This window comes from Streptomyces sp. NPDC056160 (assembly GCF_042268205.1).
GTDB lineage: Bacteria > Actinomycetota > Actinomycetes > Streptomycetales > Streptomycetaceae > Streptomyces.
Genome location: NZ_JBHJUW010000009.1, coordinates 66052 through 92118 on the forward strand (window position 1 = coordinate 66052; position 26067 = coordinate 92118).

General features: G+C 72.0%; 22 protein-coding genes and 1 pseudogene. 17 read left to right on the forward strand and 6 right to left on the reverse strand.

What is annotated here, in order from left to right; genetic code table 11:
- Positions 1-8: 8 nt before the first annotated feature.
- From ACFC02_RS05340 to ACFC02_RS05350, 3 genes are read left to right on the forward strand one after another with little or no spacing between them, the layout of a single operon-like run.
- Positions 9-1673 (forward strand): cytidylyltransferase domain-containing protein, encoded by a 1665-nt coding sequence (locus tag ACFC02_RS05340; RefSeq protein ID WP_376352446.1) that lies wholly within the window; start codon positions 9-11, stop codon positions 1671-1673.
- 10 nt (positions 1674-1683) lie between these two features.
- Positions 1684-2622, forward strand: a complete 939-nt coding sequence (locus ACFC02_RS05345) for an N-acetylneuraminate synthase family protein (RefSeq protein WP_360979382.1) — start codon at positions 1684-1686, stop codon at positions 2620-2622.
- 43 nt (positions 2623-2665) lie between these two features.
- On the forward strand, positions 2666-3979 hold the full coding sequence (locus ACFC02_RS05350; protein ID WP_376352450.1) for a hypothetical protein: 1314 nt from the start codon (positions 2666-2668) through the stop codon (positions 3977-3979).
- Positions 3980-4004: 25 nt separating this feature from the next.
- Here the strand turns inward: ACFC02_RS05350 and ACFC02_RS05355 are convergent, their stop codons facing one another.
- Positions 4005-4769 carry a BTAD domain-containing putative transcriptional regulator gene (locus tag ACFC02_RS05355; protein ID WP_376352453.1) on the reverse strand — a complete coding sequence of 255 codons (765 nt, stop codon included), beginning with the start codon at positions 4767-4769 and terminating at the stop codon, positions 4005-4007.
- 264 nt (positions 4770-5033) lie between these two features.
- Between ACFC02_RS05355 and ACFC02_RS05360 the strand changes: the two genes are divergently transcribed.
- From ACFC02_RS05360 to ACFC02_RS05410, 11 genes and pseudogenes are all read left to right on the forward strand, one after another.
- The gene (locus ACFC02_RS05360; RefSeq protein ID WP_376352455.1) at positions 5034-7481 is read left to right on the forward strand and encodes a glycoside hydrolase domain-containing protein; all 2448 of its coding nucleotides are present in this window, start codon (positions 5034-5036) and stop codon (positions 7479-7481) included.
- A gap of 5 nt (positions 7482-7486) precedes the next feature.
- Positions 7487-7909 (forward strand): hypothetical protein, encoded by a 423-nt coding sequence (locus ACFC02_RS05365; RefSeq protein WP_376352458.1) that lies wholly within the window; start codon positions 7487-7489, stop codon positions 7907-7909.
- Positions 7906-8586 (forward strand): hypothetical protein, encoded by a 681-nt coding sequence (locus ACFC02_RS05370; protein ID WP_376352461.1) that lies wholly within the window; start codon positions 7906-7908, stop codon positions 8584-8586. Before ACFC02_RS05365 ends, ACFC02_RS05370 begins: the two co-directional genes overlap by 4 nt.
- A gap of 274 nt (positions 8587-8860) precedes the next feature.
- On the forward strand, positions 8861-10123 hold the full coding sequence (locus ACFC02_RS05375) for an amidohydrolase (RefSeq protein ID WP_376352566.1): 1263 nt from the start codon (positions 8861-8863) through the stop codon (positions 10121-10123).
- A gap of 367 nt (positions 10124-10490) precedes the next feature.
- Positions 10491-11543, forward strand: a complete 1053-nt coding sequence (locus tag ACFC02_RS05380) for a BMP family protein (RefSeq protein WP_376352464.1) — start codon at positions 10491-10493, stop codon at positions 11541-11543.
- A 208-nt stretch (positions 11544-11751) separates the two neighbouring features.
- Entirely contained in the window at positions 11752-13278 is a 1527-nt protein-coding gene (locus ACFC02_RS05385) for an ABC transporter ATP-binding protein (RefSeq protein WP_376352569.1), read from the forward strand.
- Complete coding sequence (locus ACFC02_RS05390; protein ID WP_376352466.1) at positions 13275-14405, forward strand: ABC transporter permease; 1131 nt, start codon at positions 13275-13277, stop codon at positions 14403-14405. The genes ACFC02_RS05385 and ACFC02_RS05390 overlap by 4 nt, the downstream gene beginning before the upstream one ends.
- The gene (locus ACFC02_RS05395; protein ID WP_376352469.1) at positions 14402-15688 is read left to right on the forward strand and encodes an ABC transporter permease; all 1287 of its coding nucleotides are present in this window, start codon (positions 14402-14404) and stop codon (positions 15686-15688) included. The genes ACFC02_RS05390 and ACFC02_RS05395 overlap by 4 nt, the downstream gene beginning before the upstream one ends.
- A complete protein-coding gene (locus ACFC02_RS05400) occupies positions 15685-16089 on the forward strand; it encodes a cytidine deaminase (protein WP_376352472.1) in 405 nt (134 codons plus the stop codon). The genes ACFC02_RS05395 and ACFC02_RS05400 overlap by 4 nt, the downstream gene beginning before the upstream one ends.
- A gap of 106 nt (positions 16090-16195) precedes the next feature.
- Positions 16196-17479, forward strand: coding sequence for a thymidine phosphorylase (locus ACFC02_RS05405; RefSeq protein ID WP_376352475.1), 1284 nt, complete (start codon positions 16196-16198; stop codon positions 17477-17479).
- A gap of 97 nt (positions 17480-17576) precedes the next feature.
- Positions 17577-17720 (forward strand): annotated as a pseudogene (locus ACFC02_RS05410) (Uma2 family endonuclease); the annotation flags it as partial.
- A 98-nt stretch (positions 17721-17818) separates the two neighbouring features.
- Here the strand turns inward: ACFC02_RS05410 and ACFC02_RS05415 are convergent.
- Both ACFC02_RS05415 and ACFC02_RS05420 read right to left on the reverse strand, forming a co-directional pair.
- A complete protein-coding gene (locus tag ACFC02_RS05415; RefSeq protein WP_376352477.1) occupies positions 17819-18739 on the reverse strand; it encodes an AEC family transporter in 921 nt (306 codons plus the stop codon).
- 134 nt (positions 18740-18873) lie between these two features.
- On the reverse strand, positions 18874-19566 hold the full coding sequence (locus ACFC02_RS05420) for a hypothetical protein (protein ID WP_376352480.1): 693 nt from the start codon (positions 19564-19566) through the stop codon (positions 18874-18876).
- An 80-nt stretch (positions 19567-19646) separates the two neighbouring features.
- Between ACFC02_RS05420 and ACFC02_RS05425 the strand changes: the two genes are divergently transcribed.
- Complete coding sequence (locus ACFC02_RS05425; protein ID WP_376352483.1) at positions 19647-20033, forward strand: STAS domain-containing protein; 387 nt, start codon at positions 19647-19649, stop codon at positions 20031-20033.
- Here ACFC02_RS05425 and ACFC02_RS05430 read toward each other — a convergent pair.
- Entirely contained in the window at positions 19917-20933 is a 1017-nt protein-coding gene (locus ACFC02_RS05430; protein ID WP_376352486.1) for a sigma-70 family RNA polymerase sigma factor, read from the reverse strand. The two genes, ACFC02_RS05425 and ACFC02_RS05430, sit on opposite strands and share 117 nt — an antisense overlap.
- Positions 20934-21417: 484 nt before the next feature.
- Positions 21418-22749 (reverse strand): MFS transporter, encoded by a 1332-nt coding sequence (locus tag ACFC02_RS05435; protein WP_376352489.1) that lies wholly within the window; start codon positions 22747-22749, stop codon positions 21418-21420.
- Positions 22750-22811: 62 nt separating this feature from the next.
- On the opposite strand from ACFC02_RS05435, the gene ACFC02_RS05440 reads away from it, so the two are divergent.
- Positions 22812-23783, forward strand: a complete 972-nt coding sequence (locus ACFC02_RS05440) for a LysR substrate-binding domain-containing protein (RefSeq protein WP_376352492.1) — start codon at positions 22812-22814, stop codon at positions 23781-23783.
- Positions 23784-23841: 58 nt separating this feature from the next.
- Here ACFC02_RS05440 and ACFC02_RS05445 read toward each other — a convergent pair whose 3' ends face one another.
- Positions 23842-24600: an alpha/beta hydrolase gene (locus ACFC02_RS05445; protein WP_376352495.1), complete on the reverse strand. Its 759-nt coding sequence runs from the start codon at positions 24598-24600 to the stop codon at positions 23842-23844.
- 185 nt (positions 24601-24785) lie between these two features.
- Between ACFC02_RS05445 and ACFC02_RS05450 the strand changes: the two genes are divergently transcribed.
- A complete protein-coding gene (locus ACFC02_RS05450) occupies positions 24786-25970 on the forward strand; it encodes an adenosine deaminase (protein WP_376352498.1) in 1185 nt (394 codons plus the stop codon).
- Positions 25971-26067: the final 97 nt, after the last annotated feature.

Genomic DNA, 26067 nt, shown 5'->3' on the forward strand with positions numbered 1-26067 from the left:
CAGAAGCCATGTCCCACCCGGAAGCGGGCCAGGGCGCCCCGATCCGCCGTGTGCTCGCGGTGATCCCCGCGCGCGGCGGCTCCAAGGGCGTACCCGCGAAGAACCTCGCCCCCGTGGGAGGCGTGCCCCTGGTGTCCCGGGCGGTGCGCGAGTGCCGCGCGGCGCGGCTCGTGACGGACGTCGTCGTCTCCACCGACGACCAGGCGATAGCCGCGGCGGCCCGCGAGGCCGGTGCCGAGGTCGTGCTGCGGCCCGCCGCGATCGCGGGCGACACGGCCACCTCCGAGGCGGCCGTCCTGCACGCGATGGACGCCCACGAGGCGCTCCACGGGGCGCGGGTGGACACGGTGCTGCTGGTGCAGTGCACCAGCCCGTTCCTGGCCCGCGAGGACATCGACGGGGTCGCCCGCGCGGTCGTCGAGGCCGGCGCGGACACGGCGCTGACCGTGGCGCCCTTCCACGGCTTCGTCTGGCGGGACGCGGGGGGTGCGGTGGACACCGCGAACCCGGTGCACGCGCTCGCCCAGGGGGGCGCGGTGGCCGGCGCGGCACGGGCGGGCGGGACCACCGTGGCCGCCACCGCGGCTGCCGCCACGCCGGGGGACGAGAGCGCCGTGCCTGCTCCTGCCCTGGTGGGGGAGGGTGCCGTGACCGCTCCCGCCCTGGTGGGGGAGGGCGCCGTGGCTGCCACCGCGCCGAAGGGTGAAGGCACTGTGGCAGTCGCCGCCCCGGTGCGCGAGGGCGCCGTGACCGCCTCGGCCCCGATCGGAGAGGGCGCCGTGACCGCCTCGGCCCCGATCGGAGAGGGCGCCGTGACCGCCTCCGCCCCGATCGGCGAGACCGCCGCCGTCGGCGTCGCCGCACCGGCGGCCGAGACCGAAGCGGCCGGCGGCTACGGCGTCAACCACGACAAGTTCTTCCGCCCGCGCCGCCAGGACCGCCCGCAGGACCTGCTGGAGACCGGCGCCGCGTACGCGATGGACGCGGCCGGCTTCCGTACGCACCGGCACCGCTTCTTCGGCCGTACCGACCTGGTCCGCACCGACCCGGCGCGGGTGCTGGAGATCGACGACCCGCACGACCTCGCCCGCGCGCGGGCCCTGGCGCCCCTCTTCGACGCGGACCTCCCGCACTCGGCGCACTCCCGGCTCCCCTCCGGCGGTGAGAGCCCCGCCGGTGCGCTCCCCGCCCACGACGACATCGACGCCGTGGTCCTCGACTTCGACGGCACCCAGACAGACGACCGGGTGCTGATCGACTCCGACGGACGGGAGTTCGTCTCCGTGCACCGCGGCGACGGCCTCGGCATCGCGGCGCTGCGCAGGAGCGGCCTCAAGCTGCTGATCCTGTCCACGGAGCAGAACCCGGTCGTCGCCGCCCGCGCCCGCAAGCTCAGGCTCCCGGTGCTGCACGGCATCGACCGCAAGGACCTCGCGCTGAAGCAGTGGTGCGACGAGCAGGGCATCGCCCCCGAGCGCGTCCTCTACGTCGGCAACGACGTCAACGACCTTCCGTGCTTCTCCCTCGTCGGCTGGCCCGTGGCGGTCGCGAGCGCCCACGACGCCGTCCGCGGCGCCGCCCGCGCGGTCACCACCGTCCCCGGCGGCGACGGCGCCATCCGCGAGATCGCCGGCTGGCTCCTCGGCCCCTGTCTCGATTCCCTCCCCAAGTAAGGAACCCCTCATGAGCACCAACTCCCGCCTGCGCACCTTCGGTTCGCGCGAGGTCGGCCCCGGCAGGCCCGTCTACATCTGCGGCGAGATCGGCATCAACCACAACGGCGAGCTGGAGAACGCCTTCAAGCTGATCGACGTGGCCGCCGAAGCCGGCTGCGACGCGGTCAAGTTCCAAAAGCGCACCCCGGAGATCTGCACCCCCCGCGACCAGTGGGACATCGAGCGCGACACCCCCTGGGGCCGGATGACCTACATCGACTACCGCCACCGCGTGGAGTTCGGAGAGGACGAGTACCGCCGCATCGACGCGTACTGCAAGGAGAAGGGCATCGACTGGTTCGCCTCCCCGTGGGACACCGAGGCCGTCGCCTTCCTGGAGAAGTTCGACGTCCCCGCCCACAAGGTGGCCTCCGCCTCCCTGACCGACGACGAACTGCTGCGCGCCCTGCGCGCCACCGGCCGCTCGGTCATCCTCTCCACCGGCATGTCCACCCCGAAGCAGATCCGCCACGCGGTCGAGGTCCTCGGCTCGGACAACATCCTCATGTGCCACGCCACCTCCACCTACCCGGCGAAGGCCGAGGAGCTGAACCTCCGCGTGATCAACACGCTGGAGAAGGAGTTCCCGAACGTCCCGATCGGCTACTCCGGCCACGAGACCGGTCTGCAGACCACGCTCGCCGCGGTCGCCCTCGGTGCCGCCTTCGTCGAGCGCCACATCACCCTGGACCGCGCGATGTGGGGCTCCGACCAGGCCGCCTCCGTAGAGCCGCAGGGCCTCACGCGCCTCGTGCGCGACATCCGCACCATCGAGGCGTCGCTGGGCGACGGCGTGAAGAAGGTCTACGACTCCGAGCTGGGCCCGATGAAGAAGCTGCGCCGGGTCTCCGGTGTCGTGGCCGAGGCGGAGATCGCCGCGGCGGCGGGCGAACCGGTCGCGGTGTGAGACCGAGCCCCTCACCCCCTCGCGACGAAACGGTCGTACGCCGATGAGCCCCCGCGCCGGCACCACCGGCACCACCGGCCCCGCCTCCACCGGTTCCCCGCCCCCCACCAGCACCCTCGCCTTCGTCGAGAGCCCGGTCCAGCTCCTGAACGTCCTGGAGTGGGCCCACGCCCACGGTCTCGCCGCCGGCGGGCGCCCCGCAGCGGGCACGGGCGGGGGCTCCGAGGGGGTCACGGGTGCGGATGCCGGTGGGGGCTCCGTGGGGGCCAGGGGTGCGGATGCCGGTGGGGGAACCGGCCGGACCGCAGGCGGGGGCCTCACGGGCCCTTCAGCGGACCGGGGGACGGCCGGGGGTGCGCCCGAGGCTGCCGGGGCGGGGGCCCGTGACCGGCTCACCCTCGTCGTGCTGTCCCCGACCGACCCGATGACCCGGGGCCAGCTGCGGCGCATGGCGGAGCTGGCTCGGGACGAGGGGTACGAGGTCCGCTGGGAGGAGGCGCGGGGCGGGGCGACGGCGCCGTTCCAGACCATCGGCGGGCTGACGGGGGCGTTGCGGCGGGCGGACCGGGTGGTGATGGGCGACCCGTTCTCCCGCTACGTGCAGCTGCTACTGACGATCACGCGGGCGCGCGACCTGGTCGTCGTGGACGACGGCACCGCCACCATGGAGTTCGTCGCCCAGCTCGCCCGCGGTGAACGGCTGGTGCGCTGGCACCGCAAGGGCGGCCGGGCCGGCCCGCGGGACCTGCTGTTCGCCCCGGTCTCGGCCGCCGCCCGCCGCCGGCTGGTGCCGGACAGCGGGCGCGGCGGGCGGCGGGTGGAGGTCTTCTCCTCCATGCCGATCGAGGAGGCCCCGGACGGTGTCACCGTCACCGCGAACCACTTCGTGTGGACCCGCGCCCGGTTCGGTCCGCCCCGCCTCACCGGCGGCGCGGACCTCGTGGGCACGTCACTGGTCGAGACGGGCGTGGTCGACGGGGACCGCTACCTCGCCGCCGTGCGGGCCCTGGCCGCGGCGCACGGGGCGACCCGCTACTTCGCGCACCGCCGCGAGAGCGCGGACAAGTTGCACCGGCTGGCGGTGGAGACGGGCCTGGAGGTCGTCCGCCCCGAACTGCCGCTCGAACTGATCGCCCGGCGCGGCCCGATCGGCCGTACGGTCGTCAGCTTCCCCTCCACGGTCGTGCACACGCTGCCGCTCGCCCTGGCGGGCACGGACGTCCGCGTCGCCGTCTGCGACATAGACCCGAGCTGGCTGACGGCGACCGCGTCGCCGCGCGCCGAGGGCTTCCTGTCCGGCGTGACGGGCACGGCCCGCGACGTGCAGCGGGTCGCGGGGGCGGTCCTGCCCGACTGAGCGGCGCGCCGAACCGAGCGGCTGCTCAGGCCAGTTGGAGGTCCTCTTCGAGGACGGCCCGCATCGTGCTGCGCAGCAGCCGGCCCGGCGCGACGCCGATCTCCTCCCGCAGGGCCCTGCTGGCCCGGTGGAACACGGCGATGGCGTCGGCCTGCCGCCCGGCCCCGTAGAAGGCGCGCATCAGCAGCGCGTGCAGGTCCTCCCGCAACGGGTCGGCGGCGATCAGCTCCTCCAGTTGCGCGACGGCCTCCGCGAACCGGCCCAGCAGCACGTCGGCCTGGGCGCGCAGCTCCAGCGCGGCGGTGCGCTCCCGGTCCAGGGCCCGCCCGCGCGCCCGCAGCCGGTCGGAGTCCAGGTCGGCCAGCGCGGGCCCCTGCCACAGGCCGAGCGCCCGGTCGAGGCCCGAGGCGGCGGCCGGTGCGTCGCCCGCCGCCAGCAGCGCCCTGCTCTCACGGACCGCGTCCCGGAAGGCGAACAGGTCCACGCACGCGGGCGCCACGCGCAGCCGGTAGCCGGTGCCGTGCGAGGTCAGCGCGGAGCGTCCGACGCCGGCCTGCTCGAACACGCCGCGGAGCATCCAGACGCTGTTCTGCAACTGCCCGGTGACGGTCCTGGGCGGGTCACCGTCCCAGGCCTGCTCGATGAGGGTCTCCCGGCCCACGGTCCGCCCCGGGTCCAGCGCCAGGACCGCGAGGAACTTCAGCTGCCGCCGCCCCGTGACCGGGACCCGCTCCCCGGCGGCGTGGGCGGCTACCTGGCCCAGCAGCCGGATGGTCAGTCGTGCAGCCATGGTGGTGGCCTCGCCCTCTGCTGTCTCCCCGTCAGGGCCGCCCACCTCATGGTGTGTTCAGGTGCGGCGGCGTCCCGGCAGATCAATCTAGGCCCCTGCGGGAGCCGTATCAACGGGCCGGTCCGGTCGCGGCCCCGGCGGCGGAGAGTCCGCGGAGAGAGGACCCGCCTACGGTCCCAACGAGGTCACGGCCGCCGCCCGGCCCGGGTGCCGCGCGGCGGCCGGTGGCCCCTGCCGCTTCCTGTGAGAAGAAAGGCTGCACCCATGGCAGACGCCAAGGTCCTGGAGGCCCAGCAGTGGGTCAACGCCACCTACGGCAACGTCAACGGCTACGTCCGCTGTCCCGAGGACGGCCGGACCGGCTGGTCCACCATGTACTCCCTCGTGATGGGCCTCCAGCACGAGTTGGGCATCGACCCCGTCGTCGCCTCCTTCGGCCCGACCACCCTGGCCAAGTTCGCCGCGCTCGGCGAGATCGGCTTCGGCTGGGACAAGAACCGCAACATCGTCGCCATCCTGGAGCACGGCCTGTTCTGCAAGGGCTACTGGGCGGTGGAGCCGGACAGCTACGGCTGGTTCACCGGCGTCACCCGGGAGGCCGTCAAGAGCCTGCGCTCCAACATGGGCATCCCCGAGGGCGACGGCACCATCGACGCCAAACTCGCCAAGTGCATCCTCAACATGGACGCCTACGTCGTCGTCGCCGGCGGCACCGACAAGATCCGCGGCATCCAGCAGTGGCTCAACAGCCGCTACTGGCAGCGCGACGCCTTCTCCATCGGCCCCTGCGACGGGATCTACTCCCGGGACGTGCAGAAGGCCCTCATGGTCGCCCTCCAGTACGAGCTGGGGCTGAGCCCCACCGGCAACTTCGGCCCCGGCACCCAGGCCGGTCTGCGCGCCCACCCGGTCCGCGAGGGTGACTCGGGCATCTTCGTGCAGCTGTTCACCGCTGCCTGCGTCTTCAACGAGCCGGTCATCCTGCACGGCCTGGACGACCAGGAGGTCCGCACCAGCTTCAAGGACACCTACGACGCCAAGACCACCGAGTACGTCCAGATCTTCCAGCGGTTCTCCCAGCTCGCCGACTCCGGCGCGGGCGACTACGCGACCTGGTGCCAGCTCCTGGTCTCCATGGGCGACCCCGACCGCGAGGCGCACGGCTGCGACACGCGCTTCGAGATCACCGCCTCCCGCGCGAAGTGGCTGCACGACAACGGCTACGGGATCGTCGGCCGCTACCTGTACGACCCGCCGGGCTCCACGCTCGACAAGGAGATCAAGCCCGGCGAGCTGAAGACCATCTTCGACGCCGGCCTGCGCGTCTACCCCATCTACCAGGACAACGCCCGCCAGTTGTCCGACTTCACCTACACCGCGGGCTACCAGCACGCCCTCAACGCCCACCAGCTCGCCACCGGCTACGGCTTCAACCGGGGCACGACCATCTACTTCGCCTGCGACTACGACGCCACGCAGGACGAGATCGACGGCTCCCCGCAGGGCATCGTCGCCTACTTCAACGGGGTCGCGGCGGGCCTGGCGAGCCAGGGCAAGAAGTACTTCCACGGCGTCTACGGCTCACGCAACGTCTGCACCAACGTGACCCGCAGGACCCTGGCCCGCTACTCCTTCGTCTCCGGCATGTCCTACGGCTTCTCCGGAAACCTGGGCTTCCCGCTGCCGGACAACTGGAGCGTGAACCAGATCAAGGAGTTCAAGGTCACCAACGGCAGCGACACCTTCGACCTGGACCGCGACGTCTGGCGCGACACCGCCAAGGGCGGCGATCCGGGGTCCTCCTCCGTGGGCGACAACGCGGGCCCCGCCGACGGCTTCATCGCCTACGTGGAGAAGCTGTACGGCCTGGCCCAGGCCTACGGCGGCGACAAGGACCCCAGCCGGCTCGTCATGGAGTACATCCGGCACGAGAAGTACCAGGGCGCGGCCTGGTGGTGGCTGGCCGGCAGCTACGACTCGGGCTTCGTCGACTACTGCAACAGCCGGGGCATGTCGGTGGTGCAGTCCTTCAAGGACCCCGTCTCCGGCTACGACCTCGATGCCACCCACCTGATGGCCACCGCCAACGGCTTCCTCGTCAACTCCGACCCCGACGACAAGAAGTCCGCCACCGGCGGCGACATCGCGGGCTGGGGCGGCGACATCATGACCTTCTACGCCGACTGGCGCAACTCCGAGGACCAGTACGCCTCGGGCCACACCTTCTGCGACGCCAAACTCGCCAAGCCGGCCGTCGTCTCCAGCTTCGGCTTCACCGACATGGTCGAGGACGCCGACGGCTACCTGCTGGGCAAGGCCGTCGCCGACAAGAAGCAGAACGTCGTCGAATGGGTCAGGGCCCAGTACAACGGCGGCGGCGGCCTGCACCGCTTCCGCGACCACTTCGACCGCCGCTGGCAGAGCGCGGGCAACTGCAACCAGTCCTGCCGCAACATCCTCACCGCCGCCGACGACCTCACCGTCGACCTGGCCCGCAAGAAACTGATCATGGCCTCCGGTGCCATGCTTCCTTCCGTGCTGATCAACCTGCCCGGCGGCAGCGACAAGCTCGACTCGTTCTGCCTGGGCTTCAGCGACCGCATGCTCGCCCTCACCGGCCTGGAGAACACCCTGGCCGCCACGTACCGCAGGAACCTCCAGAACTACCTCAGGGCCGCCCGGCAGCGGGCGGCCGCCGGAGCCGACCGCTAGAAGCCATGGACGCCATCGCCACCCTCCTGTGTCTCGCCGTACCGGTCCTGCCCGTGCTCTGGCTGTGGGGCAGACCCCTGTTCACCGGCCGCTGGAAGAGCGCGGGCTGGTTCACCGGGACGGCCGTGCTCTGCACGGCGGCCGGTGCGGTCACCTGGCTCGTCGGCGCACTGGCGGGCACCTCGCTGGACGCCGAGGAGGCCTGCCACCGCGACGGCGCCTTCTACGACAGCGCGTACCGCGCCGCGCACGCACAGGAGGGGGAGCGGTGGTTCCCCCTGCACGACAGGTGCAGCGCCACCCACGACCTGGTCCCGTCCTGGGTCAACCCGGCCCTGGTGGTCCTGCCGCTGCTGGCGCTGGTCTGCCTGGGCGTGGCCGTGCGGATGGCGGTCCTGCAACGACGAACCAAGAAGGGCACAACGTGAACGAGCTGACCAGGCGCCGTTTCGTCGGCGCCACCGCGGGCGCGGCCACCGGCCTCGCCGCCACCACCCTCACCACCCTCGGCCCGGCGGCCCCCGCCTCCGCCGCCCCCGCCTCCCGCACCTGGGCCGGGCACCGCTCCGCCAACGGCTGGGAGATCCTGGCCGCGGCGCAGGAGCACGGCATCGAAGGCAGCGGCCGGACCGTCCGCCTCGCCGGCGGTGACGCCGCGACGATCCTGCTGCACGTCGCCCGCCGGTACCACTACGAGATCCAGCAGCTGCGCGAGTCGGACGTCCGCGGCCACCGCACCGACCGACGGGTGCGGGAACCGTACGAGTCGAACCACCTCTCGGGCACCGCCCTGGTGATCAGACCCGCCGCGTACCCGCTCGGCGTCTCAGGCGGCCTGTACCCGCGGGAGCTGACCGTCGTGCGCGACATCCTCGCCGAGCTGGACGGGGTGGTGGCCTGGGGCGGCGACTTCACCGTCCCCAAGGAGTCCCACTTCGAGATCGCCTACGCGCCCGGCCACCCGAAGGTGAAGGGCGTCGCCCGGAAGGTCGACGGCTGGAACACCGGCCCCGGCAACGAGGGCGCGGGCGCCACCGACGCCTTCGACCCCGGACGGCGTACCCGGGCGGAGGCGTTCGCCCGCAGCCACCGCGCCCGGTCGTAGGCGACCGCGACCAGGCACGGCGAGGAGGACACCACGGCCGTCCGGACGTCCAGCAGGCGAACATTTCGGGCGGGACCCGGACGGTACGTGGTATGCCTGGAGGAAAGAACAAAAAGGCGTGCACCCGGCCGGTCAAGACGGGCGAGTGTACCCATCCCAGCCGATACCTATGCGCCGACGGCCGGTCATTCTTTCCCCTGACGGGCTGAACTTTTGTTGATCGATGGGCAGTTGACCGTCCCGGCGTCATACCCTTCAGAGGGTGAACCAGCTGATGTCCCCAGAGTCCGAGGCCGACCACCCCGCGGAAACCGCCCTTCCCGGCACCCTGCCGGAGGCACTGTTCGCCGAGCTCGTCGCGTTCCGTCGCGACCTGCACATGCACCCCGAGCTAGGCAACCAGGAGTTCCGCACCACCGCTGCGATCAAGGAGCGGCTCGAGAAGGCGGGCCTGAAGCCCCGCGTGCTGCCCTCAGGGACCGGCCTCGTCTGTGACATCGGCAGGGACGCGGGCGACGACGCGGGCATCGGCGATGACGCCGCCGGGGCGGACGCCGCCCACGGCATGCTCGCGCTGCGCGCCGACATCGACGCGCTCCCGATCCCGGACACCAAGAGCGAGTCCCCCTACCGCTCGACGGTGCCCGACCGCGCCCATGCCTGCGGCCACGACGTGCACACCACCGTCGTGCTCGGCGCCGGCCTCGTCCTCGCCGAGCTGCACCGCGCGGGGCTGCTGCCCCGCCCCGTCCGGCTGATCTTCCAGCCCGCCGAGGAGGTGCTCCCCGGCGGTGCGGCCGAGGCGATCAAGGCCGGCGTGCTCAGCGGCGTCAGCCGGATCATCGCCGTGCACTGCGACCCGCGCGTCGACGCCGGGATGATCGGCCTGCGCCAGGGCGCCATCACCTCCGCCTGCGACCGCCTGGAGGTCTCCCTGGACGGCCCCGGCGGGCACAGCGCCCGGCCGCACCTGACCACCGACCTGGTCACCGCCGCCGCCCGCGTCGTCACGGACGTGCCCGCGCTCGTCGGCCGCCGGATCGACACCCGCGCCGGGCTCGCCATCACCTGGGGCCGGATCGAGTCGGGCCACGCCCCCAACGTCATCCCGCAGCACGCCGAGCTGGCCGGCACCGTGCGCTGCCTGGACATCAACGCCTGGCGGCACGCCCCCGACATCGTGGTCGCCGCGATCGACGAGGTCGCCAACCTGCACAAGGCCAAGTCGGAGATCAACTACGTGCGCGGGGTGCCGCCGGTCGTCAACGAACCGGTGGTGACCGAACTGCTGCGCGAGGCCATGACGGCACGGCGCGGCGAGGCCTCCGTGGAGGGCACCGAGCAGAGCCTGGGCGGCGAGGACTTCTCCTGGTACCTGGAACAGGTCCCCGGCGCCATGGCCCGCCTCGGCGTCCGCACCCCCGGCGAACGCACCCTGCGCGACCTGCACCAGGGCGACTTCGACGCCGACGAGTCCGCGATCCGCGTGGGCGTGGAACTCTTCACGGCGGCGGCGCTGCTGCATCCGGGGCACTGAGTGGCGCCCGGCTCACCGGGCGCCACCCTCAGGTGACAGCCCGCGGCCGCGGGGGCGTCCCAAGGGCGCCCCTGCGGTCGGCCCCGCAGTGACGGCAGAGGCGGTTTCCGGCCAGGCGGACACCCCGCCCGCCGGGCGGGTGAGAGCCCCCGCGCAGGTCCGGGACACCCGTCCTGTCCCCGCAGGACCCGGCGTTCAGACGCCGTTTGCCTCGAATCGATAACGGCTTTGGAAGAGGTCTTTTTCTGACATCTACGCGCGTTACGATGCCGAGGCCGAAGCCGCCAGGGCGCTTCGGCCGGAGCACCGAAACGGTGCTCCCATCAAGCGCCGACATGGCGCTCAGGTCAGGTGAAGGAGCCTTCCCGTGCGCCGGGTTGCCAAGCTTTCCGCTGCGTGTATCGCCTCCGCAGCACTCGCACTGACTGCCACCGCCTGTGGCAGCACCTCCTCCGACAGCACCAGCTCGTCCTCCGGTGGCGGCGGCAAGGGTGTCAAGATAGGTCTCGCCTACGACGTCGGCGGCCGTGGTGACCGGTCCTTCAACGACTCCGCCGCGCGCGGAGCGGACAAGGCCGAGAAGGAGTTCGGCGGTTCCGTCAAGGAGCTGACCGCCAAGACCTCCGACACCGAGGCCGACCGCGAGCAGCGTCTGTCGGACCTGGCGGACGCGGGTTACAACCCGATCGTCGCCATCGGTTACGCCTACGCGCCCTCGCTGACCAAGGTCGCCGCGAAGTACCCGAAGACCACCTTCGGCATCGTGGACTCGGTCGTGAACGGCAAGAACGTCGACAGCATCACCTTCACCGAGGAGCAGGGTTCCTACCTGGCCGGTGTCGCGGCGGCGCTGAAGACCAAGAAGGACCACGTCGGCTTCATCGGCGGTGTCGACGTCCCGCTGATCAAGAAGTTCGAGGCGGGCTTCGTCCAGGGCGTCAAGGAGACCAACCCGAAGATCAAGGTCGACACCCAGTACCTCTCCCACGGCTCGGACACCTCCGGCTTCGCCAGCCCCGACAAGGGCAAGGAAGCCGCGCAGGGCATGCTCGACAAGAGCGCCGACGTCATCTACACGGCGGCCGGCTCCTCCGGCAACGGCGCGATCGAGGCCGTCAGCGGCGTCAAGGGCGCCTGGGCCATCGGCGTGGACTCCGACCAGTACAACGTGCCGGGCCTGGCGAAGTACAAGAACTCGATCCTGACCTCCGTGGTCAAGAACGTCGACGTCGGTGTCTACGACCTCATCAAGTCGGTGCGCGACGGCAAGCCGGTGACCGGCAACAGCGTCTACTCCCTCGCCAAGGAAGGTGTCTCGCTGTCCACCAGCGGCGGCTTCCTCACCGACATCCAGCCCAAGCTGGACGCCGCGAAGAAGAAGATCGTCGACGGCCAGACCAAGGTCAAGACCACTCCGTGACCTGACGGTCCCGGTCGGTCGCCGGATCTCGGCTCGGCGCGGGAGTGCCCGCTTCGGCACCCCGCGCCGGGCCATAACAATGTGTCAACTCTACGCGTGTAGCGCCGAGTTGCCGCGCTAGCGTCGCCGACGCCTGCCCTCCCCACGCAGCCCCTTTCCCCGAGGAGAGTGCGCCATCAACGCGTCCAGCCCTCCCGCTGCCGTCGAACTGCGCGGCATCACCAAGCGTTTCCCCGGCGTCGTCGCCAACCGCGACATCGACATCACGGTCCGTACGGGCACCGTCCACGCACTGTGCGGCGAGAACGGTGCCGGCAAGTCGACCCTGATGAAAATCCTCTACGGCATGCAGCAGCCGGACGAGGGCACCATCACGGTCAACGGTGAACAGGTCGTCCTCAGCAATCCCGGCGACGCCATCGCCCGCGGCATCGGCATGGTCCACCAGCACTTCATGCTCGCCGACAACCTCACCGTCCTGGAGAACGTCGTCCTCGGCGCGGAGAAGCTGCACGGCATCGGCGGCCGGGCCCGCGCCCGGATCAAGGAACTCTCCGACGCGTACGGCCTGAACGTCCGCCCGGACGTGCTGGTGGAGGAGCTGGGCGTCGCCGACCGCCAGCGCGTGGAGATCCTCAAGGTCCTCTACCGCGGTGCCAAGACGCTCATCCTGGACGAGCCGACCGCCGTGCTCGTGCCGCAGGAGGTCGACGCCCTCTTCGACAACCTGCGCGAGCTGAAGGCCGAGGGCCTCACCGTCATCTTCATCTCCCACAAGCTGGGCGAGGTGCTCTCCGTCGCCGATGACATCACCGTCATCCGGCGCGGCACCACCGTCGGCACGGTCGAGCCGCGCGAGACCACCCCCCGCCAGCTCGCCGAGCTGATGGTCGGCAGCGAACTGCCCACGCCGGAGACCGAGGAGTCCACCGTCACGGACGTCCCCATGCTCACCGTGGACGGCCTGCGTCTGACCCAGACCGATCTGGACGGCGTCGAGCGGGTCATCCTGGACGACGTCTCCTTCACCATCCGCAAGGGCGAGGTCCTCGGCATCGCCGGCGTCGAGGGCAACGGCCAGTCCGAGCTGGTCGAGGCGATCATGGGCATCCGCAAGCCCGACACCGGTGCCATCACGCTCGACGACGCCGACATCGCCCAGACCTCGACCCGCAGCCGCCGCCAGGCCGGCATCGGCTACATCCCCGAGGACCGCCACCGCCACGGCCTGCTCCTGGAAGCACCGCTGTGGGAGAACCGCATCCTCGGTCACGTCGCCGAGAAGCCGAACTCGCGCGGCGCCCTGCTCGACATCAAGGCCGCCCGCGCCGACACCCAGCGGATCGTCCAGGCCTACGACGTCCGCACCCCCGGCATCGAGGTCACCGCGGCCTCCCTGTCCGGCGGCAACCAGCAGAAGCTGATCGTCGGCCGCGAGATGAGCCACAACCCGAAGTTCCTCATCGCCGCCCACCCCACCCGCGGCGTGGACGTCGGTGCCCAGGCGCAGATCTGGGACCAGATCCGCGAGGCCCGCCGCGAGGGCCTGGCCGTGCTGCTGATCTCCGCGGACCTGGACGAGCTGATCGGGCTCTCCGACACCCTGCGGGTGATGTACCGCGGACGTCTGGTCGCCGACGCCGACCCCGCCACGGTCACCCCCGAGGCGCTGGGCTCCGCCATGACGGGCGCCGCCGCCGGCCACCTGGAGCAGACAGAGGACGACGAGCGATGAACAAGCTGACCTCACGCATCGACAAGGAGCGGCTGCTCCTCGGGATCGCGGCACCGTTGCTGGCGGTCGTCGCCGCGCTCGTCGTCACCACGCTGGTGATCCTCGCGACCGGCAAGAACCCCGGTGACGCGTTCAGTGACATGATCACCTACGGCTCGGCGAGCGACAGCCAGGTCTACATCCTGAACAAGGCGACGACGTACTACCTGGCGGGCGTCGCGGTGGCCATCGGCTTCCGGATGAACCTGTTCAACATCGGTGTCGACGGCCAGTACCGGCTCGCCGCGTTCGTGGCCGCCGTCCTCGGCGGCGCGCTGAGCGCGCCCGGCTGGATCGCCGTACCCCTGATCATCCTCTGTGCCATGGCGACCGGCGCCCTGTGGGCGGCCATCGCCGGCATCCTGAAGGTGACCCGTGGTGTCAGCGAGGTCATCGCGACCATCATGCTGAACTCCATCGCCACCGCGATCATCGCCTACCTGCTCCAGCCCGGAAAGCTCGGCGAGCTCCAGCAGGGCGGCACCCTCGTCTCCACCAAGCCGCTGCCGAACTCGTCGTACTTCTTCGGCTTCGACACCGGCGCCGCCGGTGAGCTGTGGGGCTTCATCGTCATCGCCGCGCTCGTCGGCGTCGCCTACTGGTTCGTACTCGGCCGCACCCGGTTCGGCTTCGACCTGCGCACCGTCGGCCAGTCCGAGAGCGCGGCCGCCGCGAGCGGTGTGTCGGTGAAGAAGATGGTCGCCACCAGCATGATCATCTCTGGTGCGGTGGCCGGTCTGATCGGCATGCCGACCCTGCTCAACGACAGCCACCAGTTCAGCAACGACTTCCCGGCGGGCATCGGCTTCACCGGCATCGCCATCGCGCTGCTCGGCCGCAACCACCCGATCGGCATCGCCCTCGGCGCCCTCCTGTGGGGCTTCCTGGAGCGCACCACGAACCACCTGGAGTTCCAGGGCTACGACAAGGAGATCCTCGGCGTGATCCAGGGCGTCATCGTCCTGTGCGTCGTGATCGCCTACGAGGTCGTCCGCCGCTACGGCCTCAAGCGCCAGCAGCAGCGGGTCGGCGCCGAACTCGCCGCCCAGGCCATCGCTCCGAAGACGAAGCAGGAGGTGGCGGGATGACTGCCACGATGACTGACGCGCCGCCGCCCGTGGCGCCCAAGGCGGATGCCGCAGCCGGGCGTTCGGGCCGCTCCTTCGGCCAGATCCTCATGCTCGTCGCCGGCGCCCTGCTGCTCGTGGCCGCCGTCCGGGTGATCACCGGCGCCGACCAGCTCGACTCCGCGGGACAGGTCAGCGCCGCGCTCGGCCTCGCCGTCCCGATCGGCCTCGCCGGCCTGGCGGGCCTGTGGTCCGAGCGGTCCGGCGTCGTCAACATCGGCCTCGAAGGCATGATGATCCTCGGCACCTTCGGCGCCGGCTGGATCGGCTGGCAGACCAACCCGTGGCTCGGGCTGCTGTGCGGCATCGGCTTCGGTGTCCTCGGCGGCTTGGTGCACGCCGTGGCGACCGTCACCTTCGGCGTCGACCACATCGTCTCGGGTGTCGCCATCAACCTGCTCGCGCTCGGCGCCACCCAGTACCTCGCCAAGCTGTTCTTCGCCGACGGCAAGGCCGCCGACGCGGGCGGCAACCCCAAGCAGTCACCGCCCGCGGACGCCCTGCCGCACGTCACCGTGCCCGGCCTCTCCGACGGCCTCGCGTCACTGGAGAAGCACCACTGGTTCCTGGTCTCCGACCTCGCCGGCATCATCGGTGGCCTGGTCACCAACCTGTCCGTGGTGACGATCCTGGCCGTGCTGCTGTTCGCCGGCAGCTGGTGGCTGCTGTGGCGCACACCGTTCGGACTGCGGCTGCGCTCCTGCGGCGAGAACCCCGTCGCCGCCGAATCCCTCGGCGTCAACGTCTACACGTACAAGTACGCGGCCGTGGCCGTCTCGGGCGGTCTTGCCGGTCTCGGCGGCGCCTTCCTCGCCCTGGTCACCTCGCACACCTACCTGGAAGGCCAGACCGGCGGGCGCGGCTACATCGGCCTCGCGGCGATGATCTTCGGCAACTGGCGTCCCGGCGGCCTCGCGATGGGCGCGGGCCTGTTCGGCTTCTCCGACGCGCTGCAACTGCGCAACGGCGGTGAGACCGTGCACGCGCTGCTCCTCCTCCTGGTCGTGCTGCTCGCCGCGCTGGCCGGCTGGAAGCTGTACCGCAAGGCGCTGTGGCAAGGTGTGATCAGTGCCGTCATGGCCGTGCTCGTCCTGCTCTGGTACCTGTTCACGGACGAGGTGCCGAGCGACTTCGTCGGTGCCACCCCGTACGTCGTCACCCTGCTGGTGCTGTCGTTGTCGGCGCAGCGGCTGCGGATGCCCAAGGCCGACGGACTGCGCTACCGGAAGGGACAGGGCAAGTGACACAGGACGCGACGACCGTCGACTGGGCGGGCCTGCGCGAGGAGGCGCGGGCGGCGATGAGCCGGGCCTACGCCCCCTACTCGGGCTACCCGGTCGGGGTCGCCGCCCTGGTCGACGACGGGCGTACCGTCACCGGCTGCAACGTCGAGAACGCCTCCTACGGGATCGGCCTGTGCGCCGAGTGCGGTCTCGTCTCGCAGCTCCAGAACAGCGGCGGCGGCCGGCTGACCCACTTCACCTGCGTGGACGGCAACGGCGACATCCTCGTGCCGTGCGGGCGCTGCCGGCAGCTGCTGTACGAGTTCGGCGGCCCCGACCTGCTGCTGGAGACCCCGGCCGGGATCCTGCCGCTGGCGCAGATGCTCCCGCAGGCCTTCGGCCCCGAGTATCTCGCCAAGTGACACAGGCGCGGCCCCTTCGAACCCGCCGGGCGAGCCCCGTCGTGGCACGGAGGGGCCGCACCGTTTTCCAGTAAGACCTTCGCACCCCGGAAGGAAGCGAACAACCATGGCCATGGACGCCATCTCCGTCATCCGCACCAAGCGGGACCGCGGCGAACTCAGCGACGAGCAGATCGACTGGGTCATCGACGCGTACACCCGCGGGGAGGTCGCCGACGAGCAGATGTCCGCGCTCGCCATGGCCATCCTGCTCAACGGCATGGACCGCCGCGAGATCGCCCGCTGGACCGCCGCGATGATCGCCTCCGGTGAGCGCATGGACTTCTCCTCCCTGACCCGGCCCACCGCCGACAAGCACTCCACGGGCGGCGTCGGCGACAAGATCACCCTGCCGCTGGCCCCGCTGGTCGCCGCCTGCGGGGCGGCCGTCCCGCAGCTGTCGGGCCGGGGCCTCGGCCACACCGGCGGCACCCTGGACAAGCTGGAGTCGATCCCCGGCTGGCGCGCCCTGCTCTCCAACGAGGAGATGCTGTCCGTGCTGGACGGCGTGGGCGCCGTCATCTGCGCGGCGGGCGACGGCCTCGCACCCGCCGACAAGAAGCTCTACGCCCTGCGGGACGTGACCGGCACCGTCGAGGCGATCCCGCTGATCGCCTCCTCCATCATGTCGAAGAAGATCGCCGAGGGCACCGGCTCGCTGGTCCTGGACGTCAAGGTCGGCTCCGGCGCCTTCATGAAGACGATCGAGGACGCGCGGGAACTGGCGTCCACCATGGTCGGCCTCGGCACCGACCACGGCGTGCGGACGGTCGCGCTGCTGACGGACATGTCGACCCCGCTCGGCCGCACGGCGGGCAACGCGCTGGAGATCCGCGAGTCGGTGGAGGTCCTGGCGGGCGGCGGCCCGGCGGACGTCGTCGAACTGACCCTCGCGCTCGCCCGGGAGATGCTGGACGCGGCCGGTCTCAAGGACGCCGACCCGGCCAAGGCGCTGGCGGACGGCTCGGCGATGGACGTCTGGCGCCGCATGATCGCCGCGCAGGGCGGCGACCCGGACGCGCCGCTGCCCACCTCGAAGGAGCAGCACGTGATCACGGCCGCCACCTCCGGCGTCCTCACCCGCCTGGACGCCTACGACATCGGCGTCGCCGCCTGGCGCCTCGGCGCGGGCCGCGCCCGCAAGGAGGACCCGGTGCAGGCGGCGGCGGGCGTGGAACTGCACGCCAAGCCCGGCGACACGGTCACCGCGGGCCAGCCCCTGCTGACCTTGCACACGGACACCCCCGAACGCTTCGAGTACGCGCTCCAGGCGACGGAGGGCTCGTACGACATCGCGCCGTCCGGCACGGACTTCACCGCGTCCCCGGTCGTGCTGGAACGTATCGCCTGACCTGGGGTTTCCCCGTCTGGGTGAACGGGACCGGTGGACCTCCACCGGTCCCGTTCGGCATGCTGGGATCGGTGACGCACCGATGGGAGAAACCGCCATGAGCGCACTCACCGTGAGCCAGGACCCCGACCAGAGCTGGGACGACCTCGTCCGGTTCTGGGAGGAGATGGAATGGCCCGAGGGCAGCAAGGTGGAGATCATCGAGGGGATCATCACCGTGTCACCCGCTCCCGCACCCCGTCCCCCTGGTCACGGCCAAGTTCGGTGAGCCGGTCGAACTCCCCGCCCCCTTCGGCCTCGTCCTCGACACCAGCGAGTTCCCGGCCGGCTGACGCCCCCTCACCCCAGCACCGCCGCCACCCCCACCAGCACAGGAACCGCCAGGACGGTCGACAGCAGGATCGACTCGCGGGCCAGTACCTCACCGACCTGGTAGCGGCCGGCGTACGTGAACAGGTTCTGTGCGGCGGGCAGGGCCGAGGTCACCACCACGTCCAGCAGGGCGGCGCCGTGCAGTGCGAAGACGCCTGCCGCCAGGGCCCAGGCGGCCACCGGCTGGCCCACCGACTTCAGCGCCACCGAAAGCAGCACCGGATGGCGGTCCCGCCCCCGGCCCGGCGCCGCGCTGCCGCGCAGGGCGATGCCGAAGGCCAGCAGGACGGCCGGGACGGACATGCCGGCGATCAGGTTCAGCGGCTCCAGAACCGGGCCGGGGACGCGCACCCCGCTCGCGGAGACCGCCACACCGCTCAGCGCGCCCACCGCGATCGGATTGCGCAGCGGCGTCAGCAGCCGCCGCCACAGCGGGCCCTTTTCGCCGGCACCGGCGAGGTCGAGCACCGTCAGCGCGACGGGCGTGACGACGATCTGCTGGAACAGCAGGACCGGCGCCACCAGCGAGGCGTCGCCGAGGACGTACGCGGCGATGGGGATGCCGAGGTTGCCGGAGTTGACGTAACTGGAGCACAGCGCGCCGATCGTGGTGCGGCCCACCCCCCAGCGCCGGACGACGCCGACCGTCGTGAAGACGCCCGCCGCCGCCACCGTGCTCATCGCCGTCACGAGGAGCCGGCTGGAGAACACCACCGACAGGTCGGCCCGCGCAAGTGTCGTGAACAGCAGCGCCGGGGTGGCCACCTGGAAGGCCAGCCGGGTCAGCACCTCCCGGCCCTGGTCGCCGAGCGAACCGCGCCGGCCGAGCACGTACCCGACGCCGATGACGACCGCGATGACCGCGAACCCGGTCAGCACCCCGCGCACGCGGCCCCCTCGGCGGACGGGCGGCCGTCAGGTATCCGGGGCGGTAGGGGCGGTGCTGATCGTCGGCGCATGCCGCCCACCTTCCGCGGCGGCGAGGGAGCGGGTCAATGTGATCTCCGCCGGGGCAGGGCGGATCAGCGGCGGAGCCCGTCCGGCAGCCGCTGGGGCGGGAGGTCGAGTGCTCCCCGCTCGCCGACCGACCTTCCCTCCGGAACGCGGGCGCAGCCCGAGGACGCGGAGACGGCGAGGCGGTCGTGGGGGTAGGTGCGGACATACACGCTCGCGTCACTGCCGGGCGGAGTCGCCAGCAGGGACACGTCCCCGTTGACCGCCGTAGACGCGGTGACCTTCCAGTCCTGCCGCCGCAGTTCCGTACGGGCCCGCCGCAGCGCCGCCTGTCCCGCGCGGTGTGTGACGTCCTTCAGCGCCCACTCGCTGCTGACGGTGATCACACCGGGCACGCTCACAGGCGTGTCCTTCAGCTGGTCCGCCAGGTGGCTCAGGCCGGTGTACGGGCAGTCGGCCCCCGTCCTGCGGCCCTGGCGCAGCCACTGGTCGTCCAGTGCGGCCTCCGGCAGGCCGAGGGCCGCGTAGACCTCACGGGTACGGGCGTCCAGCCGGTCGGCGGTGACGGACGGGTCGGCGACCGGGTACGACTCCCCGTCCCACCACTGCCGCGCCGTCACGCCCGCTCCCAGTGACAGGGCGGCGGCCACGATGAGGGCTGCGGAGAACGTCGCCCGGAGCCTGCGGCCCCTGCGGCCCTTGTGACCGAGCCCGGTCGGCCGCGGGTGGTGTGCGGGTGGGGAGGACGGACCTTGTCTCATGCGCGACATGCTGCTGCCGGACGGCGGGTCCCGGCCTGAGCGCGCGTACTCAAAGGGCGTACTCACTCTTCGCGCGGGCGATGAGTTCCGGTGGGGCCGCCGGTCTACCGCACGTGGATGCCAGGACACCCGCCGTGCTCGTGCTGCCCGGCCCCGTCACGCGTGACGAGGTGGCCGGGCTCTGCGCCGACGTGCGCTCGCTGCTCGAAGCCGGACCGCCCCCGGTCGTCGTCTGTGATGTCGGCGGGCTGGGGCCGCCCGGCCTCGCGGCCGTCGACCTGCTGGCGCGGCTCCAGCTCGCCGCCCGGCGGGCAGGCGGACGAATCCGCCTGCGCGCCCCGGACCCCGCGCTACACGCCCTGCTGAACCTGGTCGGCCTCGCCTTCGAGGTGGAGCGGGAGCCCGAAGAGCGGGAACCACCGCTGGGTGTCCAGGAAGCAGTGGAACCCGGCGATCCGGCCCGCTGAGATCTCCAGCACCTGCACGGCCCAGGGGGCGTAGCCGCCGTTGTCCGGGTCCGGCTTGTACTGGGCGAAGGCGGGCAGGCCGTTGGCCTCGACCGGCACCAGCCGCGAGTTCGCGCAGGCCGCGCCCATCGTCGTCATGAAGCCGGTGATGTCCGCCGAACCCGTCAGCCACAGGTCGAACGGCGGCATCGTCATGATCGCGTCCTCGTGCAGCAGCGCCGTCAGCGCCGTCATGTCGTACCCCTCGAACGCCTTCACGTAGCGCTCCAGGAGCTTCTGCTGCCCCTCGTCCAGCGGGTCGGACACGGCGGCGCGGGCACCGGCGTCGTCGCGCTCGGCGAGCGTGGCGCGGGCCCGTTGCAGGGCGCTGTTGACCGAGGCGACCGTCGTGCCCAGCAGCTCGGCGACCTCGCTCGCCTTCCAGGCCAGCACCTCGCGCAGGATCAGTACCGCACGCTGCTTGGGCGGGAGCTGCTGGAGCGCGGCCATGAAGGCGAGCCGCACGGACTCCTTGGCGACCGCCGCCTCCGCCGGGTCCTCGACGGCTGGCAGCACCCGGCCGTCCGGCACCGGCTCCAGCCACGTGTTGTCGGGGCGGGGCGCCAGGGCGGCCCGGGCCAGCGGCGTCGACTCGGTCAGGTCCATCGGCCTGGCCCGCTTGTTGCCCGCCGACAGCATGTCCAGGCACACGTTGGTCGCGATCCGGTACAGCCAGGAGCGCAGGCTCGAACGGCCCTCGAAGCGGTCATGGCTGCGCCAGGCGCGCACCATCGTGTCCTGGACCGCGTCCTCCGCCTCGAAGGACGAACCGAGCATGCGGTAGCAGTAACCGGTCAGCTCGACCCGGTACTTCTCCAGCTGCATGTCGAGGTCCGCCGTCGCCGCCGCGCCGTTGCCCATCGTCGTCCACCCACCCCTGTGGCCGTCATGTCCGGGGTGCGTCCTCGCACCCAGCCACTTCGGAAGCTACCGCAGCCCACTGACAACGGCCCCCGGACTGGAAGAAACAGCAGGCCAAAGGATGGCCGGCACGCTCGACGACCGCGTCCGTCGCGTCTGTCGCCACCACTGCGACCGACGCATCCGCCGCGTCCGCTGCGGCTCTCGCGACCGTCCGCGTCCGTCGCATCCGCCGTGTCCGCTGCGGCTCTCGCGACCGTCCGCGTCCGTCGCATCCGCCGCGTCCGCTGCGGCTCTCGCGACCGTCCGCGTCCGTCGCATCCGCCGCGTCCGCTGCGGCTCTCGCGACCGTCCGCGTCCGTCGCATCCGCCGTGTCTGTCGCTCTCGCGACCACCGCGTCCGCCGCGAGTGTCGCGACCATCGGGCGTGTCCGCCGCGACCGCCATCGCGTCCGCCGCGACCGCCGTTGCCCCTCGCGGTCGTCTACGCCGCCGCCGGCTCCGTGCGCCCGTCCCGCGCTCCCGCGCGCCGGGCCGCCCGCGAGCCGAGCACAGTGATCGTCACGACGCCCGCGACCGCGAGGAGACCCACCCCGACGGTCCCGCCCCAGCCCTGGGCGTGGAAGGCCGTCGCGCCGACCGTGCTTCCGACGCTGGAGCCGATGTAGTACGCGGACTGGTAGAGGGCGGAGGCCTGCGCGCGGCCGTGGGCGGCGGTCCTGCTGACCGCCGAGGAGGCGACCGCGTGGCCGGCGAAGAAGCCCGCCGTGATCAGCACCAGGCCCAGCAGGACGAGGACGACGGAGTCCAGCAGGGACACCACCAGCCCCGCCGCCGTCGTGCCGCCCGCCAGGTACAGCGCGCCCCTGCGGCCCACCCGGCCCACCAGGCGGCCGGCCGTCGACGCCGACACCGTACCCACCAGGTACACCAGGAAGATCGACCCGATGATGCCCTGCGGGAGGGAGAACGGCGCCTCGGTCAGGCGGTACCCGATCACCGTGTAGACCCCGCCGAACACCGTCATGAACAGCGCGCCGATCGCGTACAGACGGCGCAGCAGCGGGTTGGCCAGGTGGTCGCGGACCGTGCCGGCCAGCACGCGCGGGCGCAGCGAGCCCGGCGTGAAGTGGCGCGGCGCCGGCAGCAGCACGCGGAAGGCCACCGCGCACGCCACCGCGATCAGGCCGACGATGCCGACGGCGACCCGCCAGCCCCACTCCTGGGCGACCCAGCCGGTGATGACCCGGCCGCTCATCCCGCCCACGCTGTTGCCCGCCACGAACAGGCCGATCGCCGTGACCAGCGCCTTGGGGCGGACCTCTTCGGCCAGGTACGCCTGCGCCGAGGCCGGCAGTCCGGCGAGCGCGGCGCCCTGCAGCGCCCGCAGCGCCACCAGCGCGCCAAGCGAGGGGGCGAAGGGCACCAGCAGGCCGACGGCCACCGCGACCGCCAGCGACGCCGTCATCACCGTACGCCGCCCGAAACGCTCCGACAGCGCGCTCATCGGCAGGACGAAGAGCGCGAGACCCCCGGTCGCCGCCGCCACCGTCCAGCTCGCCTCGCTCGCCGCCACCCCGAACTCGCCGGAGATCAGCGGGAGCAGTGCCTGCGTGGAGTACAGCAGCGCGAAGGTGGCGACCCCGGCGAGGAAGAGGGCGAGGCTCATCCGGCGGTAGCCGGGGCCGCCCGGCGCCATCCGGGAGTCGGCGCCAGGGGAAGCGGCGGACGCGTCAGGAGGGGTGGCGGAAGAGGCGGTGGGGGCGGCGGACGCGGCGCCCACGACGGTGGACGCCCCGGTATCGGCGGGAGACATGCTTCGACGGTAGGAAGCCCGCGTTCATCCGTCCAATGCATGGACTCGCCATAATCGTTCCCATGGTGCATCAGCAGAGGTCACAGCGGCGCGTGTCACCGTCCGGTGACACAGAAGTCATGACGAGGAGCGGCGAGGAGGTCACGCGGCTGCTCGCGCCCCGGCTCGCGTACTTCGCCGGTGTCGCCCGCACCGAGCACGTGACCCGCGCCGCGCAGGAGATGCGGGTCCCGCAGTCCACCCTGTCCCGGGCCATGGTCCGCCTGGAGCAGGACCTCGGCGTCGATCTGTTCGCCAGGCGCGGCCGTACCGTGTCCCTCACGCCCGCCGGGCGCACCTTCCTGGGCTCCGTCGAACGCGCCCTCGCCGAGGTCAGACGCGCCGCCGAGGAGGTGCGCGCCGATGCCGACCCGGCCACCGGCAAGGTCGCCTTCGGCTTCCTGCACACCATGGGCGCCGAGACCGTGCCAGGGCTGCTCCAGGCCTTCCGCGCCGACCATCCCCGCGTCCGCTTCAGCCTGGTGCAGAACTACGGCGAGGCGATGCTGGAGCGGCTGCGCGCGGGCGAACTCGACCTCTGCCTCACCTCACCGGTCCCCGACGCCCCCGGCCTCGTCGCCCGGCGCCTGGACGAGCAGAAGCTGCGGCTGGTCGTCCCCGCCGACCACCGGCTCGCCACCCGGCGCCGCGTCCGGCTGGCCGAGGCCGCCGACGAGACCTTCGTGACCCTGGAGCCCGGCTACGGCATGCGCCGGATCGCCGACGCGCTGTGCCGGGAGGCGGGTTTCACGCCGCGGATCGCCTTCGAGGGGGAGGAGACGGAGACCCTGCGGGGACTGGTGGCGGCCGGGCTCGGGGTCGCCCTCCTGCCGCCGCCGGCGGTGCCCCGGCCGGGAGTGGCCGAACTGACGGTCACGGCGCCGCGCGCGGTGCGCGAGATCGGTGTCGCCTGGCTGGAGGGCCACCCGGACACGCCACCGGTGGCGGCCTTCAAGAAGTTCCTGCTCTCCCGGCGGGGCAGACTGCTGCCGTAGCCCGTGACGACGACGCCGAGGCCCCGGTGCGCCGCCGCGGGGAGGCCCTGCCGGCGGGTCACTGCCGCAGCGACCTGCCGAACCCCGCCGCGAGCGGCATCCGCAGCCCGAGCGGCGGCGGTGCCGCCAGCGCGTCCTGCACCGGCCGCGACAGCACACGGCCGAACAGCGCGCCCATCACGAAGTTCGCCGTGAGCGCGCGTACTTCGTCCCGGTACTGGCGCAACCCGTGCCCGTCGGCGTGGACTTCGAAGCGGCAGACGTCACGGTTCGCCTTCTTCGCGCGCTCCGCGAACCGGAAGGACAGCTCGGGGTCGGTGCGTTCGTCGTTCGTGCCGTGCACGATCAGCACCTGCCGGCCGGCGAGCTGCTTCACCGGTTCGGGCGAGGCGGCGACGTCGTCCTCGGGCAGCCAGGGGGCGATCGCCACCACCGAGTTGACGGCCTCGTGCCCGGCGGCGTGCAGCGCCGCCCGGCCGCCCATGTCGAGCCCGGCCAGGCACACGGGGACGTCCCCGTAGCGCCGTACGGTCTCCTCGACGGCCCAGGTGGCGTCGTGCGCGAGGTGGGCCTCGCTGCCGTTCCAGCCGCGGTAGCGGTAGCGCACCACGTGGGTGGCAAGGCCCTCGGCGCGGCCCGCGCGGGCCAGTCCGCGCCCGAGCGTGCGCACGGAGGCGGCGGCCAGTGCGGAGGGCCCGCGCGCGGACACCTCCCGGCCCGCCGGGAGCAGCAGCACCGCTCCGCTCACCGCTGTCGGCTCCGGGCCGAGCGTCCTCCCCAGCCGGGCCGTGCGAACCGGCGTCGCTTGCTGTGCCATGACAGAACAGTGTCAGAAGGCCTGGTGTACGCGACCCGTCCGTGCGGTCACCGTTACGTATCGACCAAGGCGCACGGGCGCGTACCGGTCACCCAAGTGGCGTACACCCGGCGGTCCGTACGACTGCACGCACGCACGGCCCCGGGTACCGCGCTTTCTACGCGCGTAGGCGTTACAGTGCGGAAATGACGAGCCAGCCTGCCCGGCCGGGGAGTGCCCCCGCACACCGGGGGAGCGTCCCGAGCCGTGACCAGATCCGCCGGGCGCCCAAGGTTCTGCTGCACGACCACCTCGACGGCGGGCTGCGTCCCGCGACCGTCGTGGAACTGGCCCGCGCCGGCGGCTACTCCCGACTGCCCGACAGTGACCCGGAGAAGCTCGGCCTGTGGTTCCGCGAGGCCGCGGACTCCGGCTCCCTGGAGCGGTACCTGGAGACCTTCTCGCACACGGTCGGCGTGATGCAGACCCGCGACGCGCTCGTCCGGGTCGCCCGCGAGTGCGCCGAGGACCTCGCCGCGGACGGTGTCGTCTACGCCGAGGTGCGCTACGCCCCCGAGCAGCACCTGGAGGGCGGGCTGAGCCTCGAGGAGGTCGTCGAGGCGGTCGACCAAGGCTTCAGGGAAGGGGAGGGGGCCGCGCTCGCGCAGGGGCGCCGCATCCGCGTCGGCGCCCTGCTCACCGCCATGCGGCACGCCGCCCGCTCCCTGGAGATCGCCGAACTCGCCGACCGGTACCGGGACGCGGGGGTCGTCGGCTTCGACATCGCGGGTGCCGAGGCCGGCTACCCGCCCACCCGGCACCTGGACGCCTTCGAGCTCCTGAAGCGGGCCAACAACCACTTCACCATCCATGCCGGGGAGGCCTTCGGGTTGCCGTCCATCTGGCAGGCACTGCAGTGGTGCGGCGCCGACCGGCTGGGACACGGGGTGCGGATCATCGACGACATCCACGTCCGCGAGGACGGCACGGTCGAACTCGGACGCCTGGCCGCCTACGTCCGGGACAAGCGCATCCCGCTGGAACTGTGCCCCAGTTCCAACCTCCAGACCGGCGCCGCCGCCTCGTATGCGGAGCACCCGATCGGTCTGCTGCGGCGGCTGTTCTTCCGCGCCACGGTCAACACGGACAACCGGCTCATGTCCGGTACGAGCATGAGCCGGGAATTCGAGCACCTTGTCGACGCATTCGGTTACACGCTCGACGACATGCAGTGGTTCTCCGTCAATGCGATGAAATCAGCGTTCATTCCTTTCGATGAACGACTGGCGATGATCAATGACGTCCTCAAACCCGGATACGCGGCCCTGAAATCCGAATGGCTGTTCCGGCAGACCGCTTCCACCAGCGATTCTACGGAGTTGGAGGACTGAACCCGCATATGCGGAGGGGCTGTGCCGCGAACGGGATTCACAACCCGTCCGCATTTCGATGTTTGCGGTGCGGCACTCGCCGTGTTTACGGTCGAGG

What these genes read in the sequence shown, in the direction of transcription:
- ACFC02_RS05340 (WP_376352446.1), top strand. Translation starts at nt 9, where the DNA reads ATGTCCCACCCGGAAGCGGGCCAGGGCGCCCCGATCCGCCGTGTGCTC.
- ACFC02_RS05345 (WP_360979382.1), top strand. Translation starts at nt 1,684, where the DNA reads ATGAGCACCAACTCCCGCCTGCGCACCTTCGGTTCGCGCGAGGTCGGC.
- ACFC02_RS05350 (WP_376352450.1), top strand. Translation starts at nt 2,666, where the DNA reads ATGAGCCCCCGCGCCGGCACCACCGGCACCACCGGCCCCGCCTCCACC.
- ACFC02_RS05355 (WP_376352453.1), bottom strand. Translation starts at nt 4,769, where the DNA reads ATGGCTGCACGACTGACCATCCGGCTGCTGGGCCAGGTAGCCGCCCAC.
- ACFC02_RS05360 (WP_376352455.1), top strand. Translation starts at nt 5,034, where the DNA reads ATGGCAGACGCCAAGGTCCTGGAGGCCCAGCAGTGGGTCAACGCCACC.
- ACFC02_RS05365 (WP_376352458.1), top strand. Translation starts at nt 7,487, where the DNA reads ATGGACGCCATCGCCACCCTCCTGTGTCTCGCCGTACCGGTCCTGCCC.
- ACFC02_RS05375 (WP_376352566.1), top strand. Translation starts at nt 8,861, where the DNA reads ATGTCCCCAGAGTCCGAGGCCGACCACCCCGCGGAAACCGCCCTTCCC.
- ACFC02_RS05390 (WP_376352466.1), top strand. Translation starts at nt 13,275, where the DNA reads ATGAACAAGCTGACCTCACGCATCGACAAGGAGCGGCTGCTCCTCGGG.
- ACFC02_RS05395 (WP_376352469.1), top strand. Translation starts at nt 14,402, where the DNA reads ATGACTGCCACGATGACTGACGCGCCGCCGCCCGTGGCGCCCAAGGCG.
- ACFC02_RS05405 (WP_376352475.1), top strand. Translation starts at nt 16,196, where the DNA reads ATGGCCATGGACGCCATCTCCGTCATCCGCACCAAGCGGGACCGCGGC.
- ACFC02_RS05420 (WP_376352480.1), bottom strand. Translation starts at nt 19,566, where the DNA reads ATGAGACAAGGTCCGTCCTCCCCACCCGCACACCACCCGCGGCCGACC.
- ACFC02_RS05425 (WP_376352483.1), top strand. Translation starts at nt 19,647, where the DNA reads ATGAGTTCCGGTGGGGCCGCCGGTCTACCGCACGTGGATGCCAGGACA.
- ACFC02_RS05430 (WP_376352486.1), bottom strand. Translation starts at nt 20,933, where the DNA reads ATGGGCAACGGCGCGGCGGCGACGGCGGACCTCGACATGCAGCTGGAG.
- ACFC02_RS05435 (WP_376352489.1), bottom strand. Translation starts at nt 22,749, where the DNA reads ATGTCTCCCGCCGATACCGGGGCGTCCACCGTCGTGGGCGCCGCGTCC.
- ACFC02_RS05440 (WP_376352492.1), top strand. Translation starts at nt 22,812, where the DNA reads ATGGTGCATCAGCAGAGGTCACAGCGGCGCGTGTCACCGTCCGGTGAC.
- ACFC02_RS05445 (WP_376352495.1), bottom strand. Translation starts at nt 24,600, where the DNA reads ATGGCACAGCAAGCGACGCCGGTTCGCACGGCCCGGCTGGGGAGGACG.
- ACFC02_RS05450 (WP_376352498.1), top strand. Translation starts at nt 24,786, where the DNA reads ATGACGAGCCAGCCTGCCCGGCCGGGGAGTGCCCCCGCACACCGGGGG.